General features: G+C 67.3%; 16 protein-coding genes. 7 read left to right on the plus strand and 9 right to left on the minus strand.

Going from position 1 to position 14,548, the window contains the following annotated elements:
- Both IPP28_16725 and IPP28_16730 read right to left on the minus strand, forming a co-directional pair.
- On the minus strand, positions 1-1,260 hold the full coding sequence (locus tag IPP28_16725) for a Zn-dependent hydrolase (protein ID MBL0042642.1): 1,260 nt from the start codon (positions 1,258-1,260) through the stop codon (positions 1-3).
- A 33-nt stretch (positions 1,261-1,293) separates the two neighbouring features.
- Positions 1,294-2,799: a CoA-acylating methylmalonate-semialdehyde dehydrogenase gene (locus IPP28_16730; protein MBL0042643.1), complete on the minus strand. Its 1,506-nt coding sequence runs from the start codon at positions 2,797-2,799 to the stop codon at positions 1,294-1,296.
- A gap of 92 nt (positions 2,800-2,891) precedes the next feature.
- Between IPP28_16730 and IPP28_16735 the strand changes: the two genes are divergently transcribed.
- Entirely contained in the window at positions 2,892-4,148 is a 1,257-nt protein-coding gene (locus IPP28_16735; protein MBL0042644.1) for an amidohydrolase family protein, read from the plus strand.
- A gap of 58 nt (positions 4,149-4,206) precedes the next feature.
- Here IPP28_16735 and IPP28_16740 read toward each other — a convergent pair whose 3' ends face one another.
- Entirely contained in the window at positions 4,207-5,073 is an 867-nt protein-coding gene (locus tag IPP28_16740) for an RDD family protein (GenBank protein ID MBL0042645.1), read from the minus strand.
- A gap of 25 nt (positions 5,074-5,098) precedes the next feature.
- Positions 5,099-5,953: a 16S rRNA (cytidine(1402)-2'-O)-methyltransferase gene (rsmI, locus tag IPP28_16745; protein ID MBL0042646.1), complete on the minus strand. Its 855-nt coding sequence runs from the start codon at positions 5,951-5,953 to the stop codon at positions 5,099-5,101.
- 46 nt (positions 5,954-5,999) lie between these two features.
- Between rsmI and IPP28_16750 the strand changes: the two genes are divergently transcribed.
- From IPP28_16750 to IPP28_16775, 6 genes are read left to right on the plus strand one after another with little or no spacing between them, the layout of a single operon-like run.
- A complete protein-coding gene (locus tag IPP28_16750; GenBank protein MBL0042647.1) occupies positions 6,000-6,812 on the plus strand; it encodes a penicillin-binding protein activator in 813 nt (270 codons plus the stop codon).
- Positions 6,713-7,774 carry a penicillin-binding protein activator gene (locus IPP28_16755; GenBank protein ID MBL0042648.1) on the plus strand — a complete coding sequence of 354 codons (1,062 nt, stop codon included), beginning with the start codon at positions 6,713-6,715 and terminating at the stop codon, positions 7,772-7,774. The genes IPP28_16750 and IPP28_16755 overlap by 100 nt, the downstream gene beginning before the upstream one ends.
- The gene (locus tag IPP28_16760; GenBank protein ID MBL0042649.1) at positions 7,771-8,139 is read left to right on the plus strand and encodes a YraN family protein; all 369 of its coding nucleotides are present in this window, start codon (positions 7,771-7,773) and stop codon (positions 8,137-8,139) included. Before IPP28_16755 ends, IPP28_16760 begins: the two co-directional genes overlap by 4 nt.
- The gene (locus IPP28_16765; protein ID MBL0042650.1) at positions 8,136-9,518 is read left to right on the plus strand and encodes an FAD-binding protein; all 1,383 of its coding nucleotides are present in this window, start codon (positions 8,136-8,138) and stop codon (positions 9,516-9,518) included. Before IPP28_16760 ends, IPP28_16765 begins: the two co-directional genes overlap by 4 nt.
- 55 nt (positions 9,519-9,573) lie before the next feature.
- The gene (locus IPP28_16770) at positions 9,574-9,816 is read left to right on the plus strand and encodes a hypothetical protein (GenBank protein MBL0042651.1); all 243 of its coding nucleotides are present in this window, start codon (positions 9,574-9,576) and stop codon (positions 9,814-9,816) included.
- 58 nt (positions 9,817-9,874) lie between these two features.
- Positions 9,875-10,723 carry a hypothetical protein gene (locus IPP28_16775; GenBank protein ID MBL0042652.1) on the plus strand — a complete coding sequence of 283 codons (849 nt, stop codon included), beginning with the start codon at positions 9,875-9,877 and terminating at the stop codon, positions 10,721-10,723.
- A 14-nt stretch (positions 10,724-10,737) separates the two neighbouring features.
- Here IPP28_16775 and IPP28_16780 read toward each other — a convergent pair whose 3' ends face one another.
- The 5 genes from IPP28_16780 to ribB all read right to left on the minus strand — a co-directional run bounded on the left by IPP28_16780 (position 10,738) and on the right by ribB (position 14,532).
- Positions 10,738-11,250: a phosphatidylglycerophosphatase A gene (locus tag IPP28_16780; protein ID MBL0042653.1), complete on the minus strand. Its 513-nt coding sequence runs from the start codon at positions 11,248-11,250 to the stop codon at positions 10,738-10,740.
- Positions 11,240-12,235, minus strand: coding sequence for a thiamine-phosphate kinase (thiL, locus tag IPP28_16785; protein MBL0042654.1), 996 nt, complete (start codon positions 12,233-12,235; stop codon positions 11,240-11,242). Before thiL ends, IPP28_16780 begins: the two co-directional genes overlap by 11 nt.
- Before the next feature lie 107 nt (positions 12,236-12,342).
- The gene (gene nusB, locus IPP28_16790; GenBank protein MBL0042655.1) at positions 12,343-12,801 is read right to left on the minus strand and encodes a transcription antitermination factor NusB; all 459 of its coding nucleotides are present in this window, start codon (positions 12,799-12,801) and stop codon (positions 12,343-12,345) included.
- Positions 12,798-13,394, minus strand: a complete 597-nt coding sequence (locus IPP28_16795; GenBank protein MBL0042656.1) for a 6,7-dimethyl-8-ribityllumazine synthase — start codon at positions 13,392-13,394, stop codon at positions 12,798-12,800. Before IPP28_16795 ends, nusB begins: the two co-directional genes overlap by 4 nt.
- Positions 13,395-13,437: 43 nt before the next feature.
- Positions 13,438-14,532, minus strand: coding sequence for a 3,4-dihydroxy-2-butanone-4-phosphate synthase (gene ribB / locus IPP28_16800; GenBank protein ID MBL0042657.1), 1,095 nt, complete (start codon positions 14,530-14,532; stop codon positions 13,438-13,440).
- Positions 14,533-14,548 lie beyond the last annotated feature (16 nt).

The raw sequence follows: 14,548 nt of genomic DNA on the forward strand, positions 1-14,548 counted from the left end.
TCAGCGCGCCGCACGCCCGAGCATGGCATGCAGCAAAATGTTGCCGCCGGCTTCGATCCATTCCGGCGTGGCGTCCTCGACTTCGTTGTGGCTGATGCCGTCCACGCACGGCACGAAGATCATCGAGGTCGGCGCCACCTGCGCGAGATAACACGCATCGTGGCCCGCGCCCGAGACCATGTCGCGGTGCGAGTAGCCGAAGCGCACCGCACCGGCGCGCACCGACGCCACGCAATCGGCATCGAAGGTCACCGGCTTGTAGTAGAAAATCTGTTCGAAGCGCGAGACCTCGACCTTCGTTTCGGCGGCGATACGCGCCACGCCTTCTCGGACCTTGCGGTCCATCTCGGCGAGCACGGCGTCCTCGGGATGGCGGATGTCGATGGTGTGGAACACGCGCCCTGGAATCACGTTCCGCGAGTTCGGATAGTTCTGGATCATGCCGACGGTTGCGCACGCGAACGGTGCGTGCTCGTGACCGATGCGGTTGACCAGGTCGATGACGCGCGCGGCGGCGAGCAGCGCGTCCTTGCGGCGCGGCATCGGCGTCGGCCCGGCATGCGATTCCTGACCGATGTATTCGACCTCGTACCAGCGCTGCCCTTGCGCATGCGTGACCACGCCGATGGTCTTGCCCTCGGCTTCGAGGATCGGCCCCTGCTCGATGTGCAGTTCGAACGCGGCATGGATCGGCTTGCCCATCGGCTGGTCGCCGGCGTAGCCGATGCGTTCGAGTTCCTGGCCCATGGTCACGCCGTTCATGTCGGCGCGCGACAAGCCGTAATCGAGCGTGAACACGCCGGCGAACACGCCGGACGCGACCATCGCCGGCGCGAAGCGCGAGCCTTCCTCGTTGGTCCAGATCACGACTTCGATCGGGCGGTCGGTTTCGATGCCATGGTCGTTGAGCGACCGGATCACTTCCAGCCCGCCGAGCACGCCGTAGATACCGTCGAACTTGCCGCCGGTGGGCTGCGAGTCGGCATGCGACCCGGTGACGACGGGCGTCAGTGTGTTGTCCTTGCCGGGGCGGCGCGCGAACACATTGCCCATGCGGTCGATGCTGATCGTGCAACCCGCTTCCTTCGCCCAACGCACGAACAGGTCACGGCCCTGCTGGTCGAGATCGGTCAAGGCCAGACGACAGACGCCGCCCTTCGGCGTCGCGCCGATCTTCGCCATCTCCATCAGCGAATCCCACAGGCGCTGGCCATTGATGCGCAGATCGGTGGACAGGACGGGCTTGAGCTGGGCGTTCATGGCAGGCCTCCGCAGTGAGGGTCGGTGGATCGCTTACGAATTGGTCGGCATCACGAACTGCGCACCACCGCGGATGCGGGTGGGCCAGCGCGTCGCGACGGCCTTGAGCTTGGTGTAGAAGCGCACGCCTTCGGGGCCATAGACATGCTGGTCGCCGAACAGCGAGGCCTTCCAGCCACCGAAGGAATGGAAGGCGGCCGGGACCGGAATCGGCACGTTCACGCCGACCATGCCGACCTGGACGCGCGCGACGAAGTCGTGTGCGGCGTCGCCATCGCGGGTGAAGATCGCGGTGCCATTGCCGAACTCGTGCGCATTGACGAGTTGCAGGGCCTGTTCGTAGTCGGCGACGCGCACGACGCAGAGCACCGGCCCGAAGATTTCTTCCTGGTAGATGCGCATCGATGCCGTCACGCGATCGAACAGGCAACCGCCAAGGAAATAGCCGCTCTCGGCACCGACGACCACATGGTCGCGACCATCGACGACCAGCGCCGCGCCTTCCTGCACGCCGAGGTCGACATAGCCCTTCACGCGGGCCCGATGTTCCTTCGTCACCAGCGGCCCCATGTCCATGCCCGGCGTCATGCCGTCGCCGATCTTCAGCGCGCGCACGCGCGGCGCCAGCTTCGCGACCAGTGCATCCGCGGTGTCGTCGCCGACCGCGACCGCGACCGAAATCGCCATGCAGCGTTCGCCGGCCGAACCGTACCCGGCGCCCATCAATGCATCGGCGACCTGTTCCATGTCGGCATCCGGCATCACCAGCATGTGGTTCTTGGCACCACCCAGCGCCTGCACACGCTTGCCGTGGTGCGCGCCGGTCTCGTAGATGTATTTCGCGATCGGCGTCGAACCGACGAAGCTGACCGCCTTGATGTCGGGATGCGCGAGGATCGCGTCGACCGCGACCTTGTCGCCATGCACGACGTTGAATACCCCGTCGGGCAATCCGGCCTGCTTGAGCCAGTCGGCCAGCAGCAACGACGCCGACGGATCACGTTCGGACGGCTTCAGGATGAAGCAGTTGCCGCAGGCGATCGCGACCGGCGCCATCCACAACGGCACCATCGCCGGGAAGTTGAACGGCGTAACGCCGGCCACGACGCCGAGCGGCTGGCGGAATGAATGCGCATCGATGCCGCCACCGACGTTCTCGGTGAACTCGCCTTTCAGCAACTGCGGAATGCCGCTCGCGAATTCGACCACTTCCAGTCCGCGCGCCACTTCGCCAAGCGCGTCGGAATGGGTCTTGCCGTGTTCGGCGGTGATCTGCGCCGCGAGCTGACTGGCATTGGCCTCGATCAGCTCGCGCAGCTTGAACATCACCCGCGCCCGCCGCGATGGCGAGGTGGCCGCCCAGGCCGGAAACGCCGCCTTCGCCGAAGCGACCGCCGCATCGACATCGGCCTGCGCCGCAAGACCGAGCACGCCGGTCTGTCCGCCCGTCGCCGGATTGAACACGGGCGACGTGTGTTCGCCGACGCCGTTCGTGCGTTGGCCCTGGATGAAATGCGGAATGCGGACGGGTTCGGACATGATCGATCTTCGCGGTTCGGGGCTGTCGTTTTACCACCATCGCGGCGCACGCGGCGCGCCTACAATGTCACGCACCACCCGATGGAGCACCCATGGACCTGATCCTGCGCAACGCGAACATGCCCGACGGGCGGACCGGCATCGACATCGGCTTGCGCGCGGGCCGCATCGCCGCGGTGCAGCCGAAGCTGCAGGCGACCGCGCGCGAGGAAATCGATGCCGGCGGACAACTGGTCACGCCGCCCTTCGTCGATGCGCATTTCCATCTCGACTCGGCCCTGAGTTACGGCCTGCCGCGCGTCAACCAGAGCGGCACCTTGCTGGAAGGCATCGCGTTGTGGGGCGAGTTGAAGCCGCTGCTGACCCTGGACGCGATCGTCGAACGCGCGCTGCGCTATTGCGATCTCGCGGTCAGCCAGGGCCTGCTCGCGATCCGCTCGCATGTCGATGTCTGCGACGACCGTCTGCTCGCGGTCGAAGCGTTGTTGCAGGTGAAACGGCAGGTCGCGCCGTATCTGGATCTGCAATTGGTCGCTTTCCCGCAGGATGGGCTGTACCGCTCGGCCACGGCCGAGAAGAACCTGTTGCGAGCACTCGACCTCGGCGTCGACGTCGTCGGTGGCATCCCGCATTTCGAGCGCACGATGGCCGACGGTGCGCGCTCGGTCACGCGCCTGTGCGAAATCGCCGCCGAACGCGGATTGCGCGTGGACATGCACTGCGACGAGTCCGACGACCCGATGTCGCGCCACATCGAGACACTGGCCTCGGAAACGCATCGGCTCGGTCTGCACGGACGCGTCGCCGGCTCGCATCTCACCTCGATGCATTCGATGGACAACTACTACGTGTCCAAGCTGCTGCCGCTGATGGCCGAATCAGGTGTCGCGGCGATCGCGAACCCGTTGATCAACATTACCCTGCAGGGCCGGCACGACAGCTATCCGAAACGCCGCGGCATGACCCGCGTGCCGGAACTGCTGGCCGCCGGGGTGAATGTCGGTTTCGGCCACGACTGCGTGATGGACCCCTGGTACGCCTTCGGTTCCGGCGACATGCTCGAAGTCGCCCACATGGGCGTGCATGTCGCGCAGATGACCTCGCAGGCCGCGATCCGTCAGTGCTTCGACGCCGTGACGACGAACTCGGCGCGGATTCTCGGACTCGACGGCTACGGCCTCGAGCCCGGCTGCCACGCCGACTTGGTGGTGCTGCAGGCGGAAGATCCGTTCCACGCGATCCGGCTGCGCGCCAACCGCTTGTTCGTGATCCGTCGCGGCAAGGTCATCGCGCGCAATGCGCCGCGCGAGACGTGGCTGAATTTGTCGGGACGTTCGTCGAGTCAGTAGGGGCGTAGCGCGCTACGCCCCTACGCCGCTACGCACGACGGAGACGACAACCTGCCCCTCAGCGCCAGCCGCCTGCGGCCAGCGCGGCGATGCCGATGCCGATCAGCACGATCATGCCGAGCATCAGCAGTCCCACCAGAATCAGCACCGTGATCGCGACACCGCCCAGCTCGTCGCGCTGCAGTTCCGGGTGCGCGGTGAAGGCGTGCTTGTCGACCACCAGCGTGTCGCACATCAGGTCGTGCAAGGCCTGCTTGCGCTCGGTGAATGCCGCCATGATCAGGCCGATCATCAGCAGCATCGAACTCAGCATGTAGGCGAAATAGCGACCGAAGGCACGCAGGAAGCTGATGCGTTCGCCGTCCGTGCGCACGACCTTGATGCCGACCGCCATCTTGCCGAGCGTGGCCTGGCTGGACGAGGAATGCATCCAGGCCATGTAGAACAGCGGGATCGCGATGCTCATCAGGTAATACAGCACGGTCAGCAGCACATTGGTGCCGTCGTTGATCGTGGCCAGTTCGCCGATGCCGGCGCCAAGCACGATGAACATCGGGATCATCAACGCCCACATCGCGAACGAGGTGACGAATCCGTCGATGATGACGGCCGCCACGCGCTTCCAGAAGCCGGCATACACGATCGAATGGCCCTGCACCACGAGGCCTTCGTCATGCAAGGCCGCGCGCGGCGGCGCATAGGGTGATTCGGCGGCTGCACCTTCGCCCGGCGGCGGCGGGATCGGCGCCGCTGCAGCCACCACCTCGTGCATCACCTCACGCCAGGCGGTCCACGCCGGCAAGCCCTCGCGCCAGACCAGGGTTTCCGGGCGCAAGCCGCCATTGCCGTGCAAGGCCGCGAGTGCGTCTGCGGGCACCGGACCCTGGCGTTGATTGTCGGCATCGGCGTAGTACCAGTCGGTCATGTCGGGTTCCTTGCGGGATTCGGGTTCAGGTGTCGGTCAATGCACGATACAACACGTTTTTCGAAGCGCCGCTGATCTCGGCGGCGAGCTTGACCGCGCGACTCGCCGACATCTCCGTGGCCAGTCGCCGCGCCAGTGCGATCGCGTTGCGATCGCGTCGCGCATCCACTTCGGCGCGTTCGGCCCCGGCGATCATCACCACGAACTCGCCGAGCTGCTGCTCCGGATCGGCGGCGACACGCGCCTCGAGCTCGGACAGCGTGCCGCGCAGGACGGTCTCGTGCAGCTTGGTCAGTTCGCGACCGATGGCGGCGCGGCGGTCACCGCCGAAAGTCGCGACCGCATCGGCCAGTGATTCGACGATGCGATGCTTGGCCTCGAAGAAGATCAGGGTCCGGGTGGCGTCGGCCAATGCCGTGAAGACCTCGCGGCGCGCGCCGGACTTCGCCGGCAGGAAGCCTTCGAAGCTGAAGTGATCGCTGGCCAGACCGGAGACCGACAAGGCCGCGATCGGCGCACTCGGCCCGGGAATCGGCACCACGCGCACGCCAGCCGCGATCGCCGCCTGCACCAACCGGAAGCCGGGATCGCTGACCAGGGGCGTGCCGGCATCGGAAATCAGCGCGACGTGCTCGCCGGCGCTCATGCGCTCGACCAGCTTCGCCGCCGCCTGCGCTTCGTTGTGCTCGTGCAGCGCGACCAACGGCGCGGCCGCCCCGATCGAGGCCAGCAAGGGCGCGCTGTGACGCGTGTCCTCGCAGGCGATGCGATCGGCGCGCTTGAGCGTCGCGATCGCGCGCGCGGACAGATCGTCGCGGTGCCCGATCGGCGTCGCGACCACATACAGGCAACCGGGCTCGCGGGGCGCGTTCGATGACATGGCTTCGCTATCATCGCGGCCTTGCCTTCCAATTGCGAGCCTGTGCATGCCCCGTCTGCTGCCCTCCTGTGTCGCGCTGACCGCGCTGCTGCTCGCCGCCTGCCAGTCCGTTCCGCCGGTTCCCGACCAGATGCAGGAAAGCGGCGCCCGCGAGCGTCTGGAAGCCGGCGACTTTGGTGCCGCCGGGGCGGAGTTCGAACATCTCGCCGACGAGAAGCGGGGCTTGCGCGATTACTACCTGCTGCGGGCCGCCGAGGCCTGGCGCGAGGAGGCCGAGCTGGATGACGTCGCGCGCTTGCTCGGCGAGATCAAGCGCAAGAAGCTCGATCCCGAACAGAACCTGCGATTTGACCTGCTGGCGGCCGAAATCGCGTTGTCGCAACAGCAGGCCGCCCGGGCCTCGACCTTGCTCGCGATCGACGACGCGCGCATTCCCGCAGCGGTGCGCGAACGCTGGCTGGAACTGCAGGCACGCGCCTTTCTGGCCGAAGGCCGCTACGTCGATGCAATGCGCACGCGCCTGCGACTGATCGCGGTGTTGCCCGTGGCCGAACGCCGCGACGCACAGCGCGAACTGCTGGACATGGTCGCGGCACAAAAAACCGAATCGCTGCGCGCCGATCTCGTGCCGATGCGGGCGGATGACCCGCTGCGGCCCTGGCTGGAACGGGCACTGCGGGCTGCCGGTGAAGCACCGCGCGCGCGCCGATCACGGCCACCGAAGCGGTCGGCACGATGCTGGCCGGCAGCGACGGTCAAATGCATCGCGAAGGCTTCAAGCCGGTGCGCAAGCTGGCCCTGGTGCTGCCCGTCAGTGGCGAATACGCCGCGGCCGGCAAGGCCATCCTCGACGGCTTGATGAGCATGCACTACCAGCTCGCGGCTGCTGAATCGCTGCAGGTCTACGACGCCGGCGGCACGCGGCGCAGTGCGATCGAGGCGTATGCGCTTGCGCTCAAGGACGGCGCCGATGCCGTCCTGGGCCCGGTGGAACGCGACCAGGTCGATGCGATCCTCGAGGCCAGCGACGGCCGCGTGCCGCTGCTGACCTTGAATCACCCGGAGCCGAAGACGATCGCCGCCGACGGCAGTTTTCGCTTCGGCCTGATGCCGGAAGAAGAAGCGGCACTGGCGGCCGAACAATTCATCGCCGAAGGCGCGAAGCGGATCGCGGTCTTCGGGACCAACGAAGACTGGAGCGAACGCGCGATGGCGGCCCTGGACGCTCAGCTGCGTGCGCTGGGCGGCTCGATCAGTGGCCGCCGTATGCTGCGTGACAGCGATGTCGACTTCGCGGAGTCGCTGGTCGCGCTGATCGGCAGCCCCGACGCCGCCATCGAGACACGCAAGGCCGATGGCATCTTCATCGCCGTGCGTCCGTCGACCGCGCGTCTGTTGCTGCCGCAGTTGCGCGCTGCCGACTTCACCCAGTTGCCGATGCTGGCCACCTCGCACGTCTACGGCGGCGCCCTGCAGACCCTGCAGGACAAGGACCTCGACGGTCTGGTGTTCATGGACGCGCCGTGGACGCACGGGGGTGCGGTCGGCCTGCCGGCGCGCAGCGATCTGGCGCGCGATCTGGCCAGTGCCGCGAACAGCCCGCGCCTGTTTGCCTTCGGTCTCGATGCCTACCAGTTGCTGCCGTATCTCGACTTCCTGCGGGCCAAACCCGGGCGTTACATCGACGGTGCCAGCGGCTTGCTGTTGTCGGATGCCTTCGGCCGCATTCGTCGCCAACCGCAGTTTTACCGCTTCGTCGATGGCGTGCCGCAGCCGGCCACAGCCCTGCGCCTCGTCGTCGAGCCCGCGCCGCTGCCGTGAGCGGTCCCCGTGCCATCGGTGACGCGCTGGAGGCCGCGACCGAGCGCTGGCTGGTTGCGCAAGATCTGCGCCCGTTGGCGCGCCAGGTGCGCTTTCGCCTCGGCGAGATCGACCTGGTAATGCTGCATGGCGAGGTGCTGGTCTTCGTCGAAGTGCGTTACCGCGCCAGTGCCAGCCATGGCGACGGCCTCGATTCGGTGACGACCGCCAAGCAGAAGAAGCTCGTGCGTGCGGCTCGCCTGTTCCTGCAGGGCCAGCCGCGTTATGCGAACACGCCATGCCGATTCGACGTGGTCTCGGTCAGCGGTGCGAGCACCGAACCGAGCTTCGACTGGTTGCGCGATGCTTTCCGGGTGGACGGATGAGCCGCGCCATCGACACCCTCGTGTCGCGCCTCGGCGGCGTGCTCGATGGCGATGCACTGCGCTTGGATGAGGCCACCCGCATCGCCTACAGCTACGACAATTCGCGCCGCAGCGTGCTGCCAGATGCCGTCGCACTGCCTGAATCCATCGAGCAGATCGCTGCCGTCGTCGCGCTGTGCGCCGAACTGCATGTGCCGGTGATCGCACGTGGCCGCGGCACCAACACCACGGGTGCGAGCGTGCCGGTCGCCGGCGGCATCGTGGTCTCCTGCGAGCGGATGGATCGCATCATCGAGGTCGATCCCGACGATCGGGTTGCGGTCGTCGAGTCCGGCGTGCTGAATGGCGACCTGCAGGTTGCGGCTGCGCGACACGGGTTGTTCTGGGCGCCTGATCCGACCAGTGCACCGTTCTGCACGGTCGGCGGCAACCTCGCCTGCAATGCCGGCGGGCCGCGCGCGGTGAAGTACGGCGCGACCCGCGACAACACGCTGGCGCTGCGCTGCGTCGATGGCCGCGGGGTCGTGCATCGACTCGGCTCGCGCACGACGAAGGGCGCGACCGGCTACGACCTGATGCGCCTCGTCATCGGCTCCGAGGGCACGCTGGCGCTGATCGGGGAGGCGACGCTGAAACTGCTGCCGCAACCGGAAGCCGTGCGCACGCTGCGCGCCCTGTATCGCGATGTCGCGTCCGCCGCCGCCGCCGTGGCCCGGCTGATGCGCCAGCCGCAGGTGCCCTGCGCGCTCGAATTCATGGATGCCGAAGCTCTGCGGCTCGCGCGCGAATTCGGCGGCGCCGACATCCCGCCGGCCGGCGCCTTGTTGATGATCGAAGTCGACGGTGCCGAAGCGGCCATCGCCCATGCCGTCACGGCGGTCAGCGCCGCAGCTCAGGGGGATGGCCTGCTGCAGATCGATGCCGCGCAATCGGCCGACGAGGTCGCGCGCCTGTGGGCCGCGCGCAAGGCATTGTCACCGGCCCTGAAACATGTGGCGCCGAAGAAGATCAACGAGGATGTCGTCGTGCCGGTATCGAAACTCCCGGCCCTGGTCGCGAAGACACGTGAGCTGGCCGCCGAGAGCGGCATCGCCATCGTCTGTTTCGGCCACGCCGGCAACGGCAACCTGCACGTGAACCTGATGTTCGACCCGGCCGATGCGGCTCAGTCGGCACAGGCGCCGCGCGTGCTGTCGGAACTGTTCGCGACCACGCTGGCGCTGGGCGGCACGCTGTCCGGCGAACATGGCATCGGCCTCGACAAGCGCGACTTCATGCCGCAGGCCATCGCCGCACCGACGCTGGACCTGATGCGTGCCGTAAAGGCGCAGTTCGACCCGACCGGCATCCTGAACCCCGGCAAGTTGCTGCCGCCGTGATTGTCCGGTCTGTCCCCGCTTCGCCGTAACCGAGTGCATCCGATGGAGTCTTTCGATGCGCCGCCGCGTCCTGCCCTTGTCCACGTTCCGCCGCCGCATTGCCCGACGCAGCCGCGCGCGGCTGTTGGCGCGACACATGCTGCGCCTGCTGACTCAGGGCAGCACCGCCCTCATGCATCCGGATCTGGCGCGTGCCCGCAGCGCCGGAACACCGCTGCTGGCGCGCATGGGCCTGATGCTGATGCGCGCCGGAACCGCGCCCCGAATCTGCCATGGGGCGACGACCTTGCCGCATTGAACCGCCGGCGTGCCTTTCGGCACTGACGGCGACCTGGCCCTGACGCTTTGATGGCGACATGAATTCGCTGCTGCACCGCTGGATCTGCCTCTGGATCCGTTGCTGCTGGGTCGTGCTGGCCGTGTCCCCGGCTGCCGCCCGCGCCGGCGATGAGCCCTTGCGTGTCGTTTTCGTCGGCAACAGCTACACCTACACCAATGACCTGCCGATGCTGTTCCGGGCCCTGGTCCACAGCCAGAATCCGAACCGCGATGTCGAGACCGAAGCCTTCGTCACGCCGGGCGGCTTTCTCAACGAGCGCTGGCGCGAAGGCGTCGTGCAGCGATACCTGAAAGCAAATCGGGTCGACGTGCTGGTGCTGCAGGAAGCCGGTGGCTGGCTGCGCTGCGCCGAGCATCCGTCACTGCGCTCGACCTTTGCCTGCACCGACAGCTTGCGCACGCACAAGCGTTTTGCCGAGTTCGCGGCCAAACTGGGTGTGCGCAGCGTGGTGCTGGGCACCTGGGGCGTGGATCTGCGCGAACAATTGACGATCAGCCGCGTCACCCGACGCTTGTCGAAAGCGATCGGTGCCCTGCCGGCCGATACCGGCGAAGCCATGACCGCCTTGCGCAAGCTCGATCCCGATGTCGCGCTGTTCACCGACCGCACCCTGCATCCGACGCCCGAGGTGTCGATGCTGGCCGCGATCATGCTCTACACCCGCATCGACGGTTGGCTGCCCGAGGCGCGCGCCGTGGTGCCGGGCCAGCCGCTGATCAGCGTCACCGCCCTGCCGGATGCGCGACTGCCGCTCTCGATGCAGTACAGCACGCTGCCACGCAGCGAATTCGCCGGCTTCAGCGCCGAACGCATGGCGGTGCTGCGTGCCGCCGCCGAACGCGCGCTCGGCAACCAGGCTCACTGAGTCAGCGGTGATCGTCAACCGATCCAGCGATGCAGCCACGGCCAGGCGCAGAGCATCAGCGCCGAATAGACCCCGGCGATCGCGTCATCGGCCATCGCGCCGAAGCCGCCGTGCAATTCGCGATCGGCCCACGACGCGGGCCAGGGTTTCAGGATGTCGGTGAGGCGGAACGCGAAGAACGCGAGCGTGCATTCCAGCCACAGGGGCGCCGTGTAACCCAGCAGCGGCCACAGCGTCAGTGCCGGCAGCAGGGTAATCCAGGTGCCAACCCATTCATCGATGACGACCACGCCCGGGTCCTCGATGCCGGTCTTTGCGATCACCCAGTTCGCCGCGAGCACGCCGAGTGCGAACGCGATGACGATCGCGGCCACGACGACCATCCAGCCGAACGGTCGCAACCCGAGGTACACCAGCACTGCCGAAGCGGTGCCGACCGTGCCCGGCGCGAACGGCGACAGGCCGGAGCCAAAGCCGCTCGCCAGCCAGCCCCAGGGATGTCGCAGCACCACGAACTTATTCGCCATCGTCGTTTCCGAAATGATTGAAGCCGACCCGCGCCGGCACATGATCGCCGCCTTCACGCGTGACCACGGACACGCCCGCGCCCGGCACGACCACGCCGATCGCGTGCAGCTCGAGTCCGAGCGCGGCGACGCGTTCGCGCAGTTCGGGCAGACGATCGGCTGCCATCGTGAAGGCCAGCAGGTAATCATCGCCGCCACCGAGCGCGAGGTCGATCACCGCGCGTGCATTCAAGTCGAGCGCCTTGCCGAGGTCGAACGGTGGATGCGGGACCGCATCGAGATCGAGTCGGATGCCGACGCCGCTTGCGGCCGCAACATGGCCGAGATCGGCGACGAGTCCGTCGGAGACATCGATGCACGCGCTCGCGATGCCGACCAGAGCCTGGCCGAGCGCGAGTTGCGGCTCCGGGCGGTCGAGGCGGGCGATGCAATGCGCGAAGGCCGGGTCGTCGCGCCGCTGCGCCTGCACCGCGAGCAATCCGAGCGCCGCCTCACCGAACACGCCGGCCACGCAAACGCGATCACCGACCTGCGCGCCGTCACGTCGCAAGGCCGCAGCGGGTGCGACCGCGCCAAGCGCCGTGACCGTGATCGTCAACGGCCCGCGCGTCGTATCGCCGCCGACCAAGGCGACGCCGCTCATCTTGGCCAGCGTCGCGAACCCCGAGCCGAAACGCTCGACCCACACCGCATCGCGCTCCGGCAGGGTCAGTGCCAGCAAGGCCCACTGCGGTGTTGCACCCATCGCTGCGAGGTCCGACAGATTCACCGCCAGCGCCTTCCAGCCGATCGCGAACGCGTCGGTGTCCTCGGGAAAATGCCGCCCCGCCACCAGCGTGTCGCAGACCGCCACCAACTGCGCACCACGCACAGGTTCAAGCACTGCGCCATCGTCGCCAATGCCGAGTACGACATCTTCATGCACGCCCCGCTGCGTTGCAGCCAGTCGCCGGATCAATTCGAATTCGTCGGGCAAGTCATTCATGGCGGTGGGCTTGCACTGGGACGCGCGATTGAGACGCAGCCAATACAACCCGCCCACCTGCCCACAAACCCAGGGCAACCGAATGGGGCGACCAACAACGCTCGTGATCAGCGCCGATATTCGGCGCCGCGAACCTGTTTCGCGAGTTTGTCGAGGACGCCGTTGACGAAGGTGTGGCCGAAGTCGGCACCGAAGCGCTTGGTGGTCTCGATGGCTTCGTTGATCACGACGCGATAGGGCACGTCGAGGCGATGAATCAGCTCGTAGGCACCGAGGCGCAGCACGGCGCGTTCGATCGGATCGACCGAGGCCATGGCGCGGTCGAGGTGCGGCTGGATCGCGTCGTCGAGGTCCTTGCAGTGCTTCTCGATGTTGACCAGCAGATCCTCGAAATAGTCGAGGTCGGCGATCTCCATTTCCTGCTCGTGCTTGAACTGGTCGATGATGCCGCGCATGCCGGTCCCGGACACTTGCCACGCATACGTCGCCTGCAGCGCGCGACGGCGGGCGCGGCTGCGCGCTGCCAGATCGACGCCATCCGGCTTGCCGTGTCGGTGATCGTTCATCGCTGGGCTCCGCGTGGCAGATCGTTGTTCTGGATGTTGTCGAGCAAGCCGTCGAGTTCGTCGCCCAGATCAAAGTGTTCCGGCAGCAGGCTGCGGATCAGGCCAGCGGTCTCGATCGCGGCCAGCGCCGCTTCGCTGCCCTTGTTGCCGAGTTCACCGCCGCAACGTGCGATCGCCTGCTCGATGTTCTCGACCGCGAGCACACCATTCGCCACCGCGATGCCCGCCTTCAGCGACAGGTCCATCAGCGCGCGCGCCGACTCGTTGACGATCACGTCGTAATGCGAGGTCTCGCCGCGGATGACGCAGCCGAGCGCGACGATCGCGTCGATCTCGCCGGAATCGGCCATCGCTTGCGCCACCTGCGGCAGCTCCCAGGCGCCGGCGACGCGCGCCAGCACCACATCGTCGCCACGCACATCGTGCTCGGCCAGGGTACGCAGCGCGCCTTCGAGCAGTGCATCGACGACATCGCCATTGAACCGGGCCGCGACGACGCCGACGCGCAGTGCGCCTTCGGCGGGCTCGACGCGCGCGAGCTTGAAACGGGCCAGGTCGACAGGCTGGGCGCGAGAAACGGGATGGGAAGGCATGCGGGAACCTCGGGCCGCGCCGCGTCAGGCGCTGGCGGGCCGATCAGGATTCGGAGGGTGCGTAGTCTACCACTTCGAGTCCGAAGCCCGAGAGGCCGAGGAAACGCCGCGGCGTACCAATCACGCGCAGGCGACGCACGCCGAGATCGGCGAGGATCTGCGCACCGAGGCCGCTCTGGCGCCAGTCGCTGGCGGCGGCAGGCGGCGGCAGCCCGGTCTCGGTCAGGCGCGCGAATTCGACTTCGGGATCGCGCGCATCGCCGAGCAGCACGAATACGCCATGGCCTTCCTGCGCGATCGTCGCCAGCGCCTTTTCGGCCGAGACACCGAGATCGTCGCGGTCGAGCATCAGCACGTCGACCAGCAGGTTCTTCGTGTGCACGCGCACCGGCGTCACCGCTTCCGCTTCGATCGCGCCACGCACCAGCGCGTAGTGCAGGCCCGACCCGAACCGGTCGCGGTAAGCGACCAGGCGGAACGGGCCGTGCCGGGTCACGACCGCGCGCTCGAACACGCGCGTGACCGTGGCTTCGGTCTGCATGCGGTAGCGGATCAGGTCGGCAATCGTGCCGATCTTGAGGCCATGCCTCGCCGCGTACTCCTCCAGCTCCGGTCGCCGCGCCATGGTGCCGTCGGCGCTCATGATCTCGACGATCACGCCGGCCGGTTCCAGTCCGGCCAGCAGTGCGAGATCGACCGCCGCTTCGGTGTGTCCGGCACGCAGCAACACGCCACCCGGCTGCGCCTGCAGCGGAAAGACATGACCGGGCTGGTGCAGATCCTCGGACTTGGCATTGGGCCGCACCGCGGTGCGGATGGTGTGCGCGCGGTCGTAGGCAGAGATTCCGGTACTTACGCCTTCGGCGGCCTCGATCGAGACCGTGAACGCCGTGCGGTGCTTGGACGCATTGTCCTGCACCATCGGCGGCAGTCGCAGCTGCCGGCAGCGCTCGGCGGTCAGCGACAGGCAGATCAGGCCACGCGCCTCGCGCGCCATGAAATTGATGTCCTCGGGCCGCACCAATTCCGCGGCCATGACCAGATCACCTTCGTTTTCGCGGTCCTCGTCGTCGAGCATGACGATCATGCGGCCGGCACGGATCTCGTCGATCAGTTCGGGAATCGGGCTGAAACTCATGGCGAAAACACGTGGC

The organism is Lysobacterales bacterium (assembly GCA_016721845.1).
GTDB lineage: Bacteria > Pseudomonadota > Gammaproteobacteria > Xanthomonadales > Ahniellaceae > JADKHK01.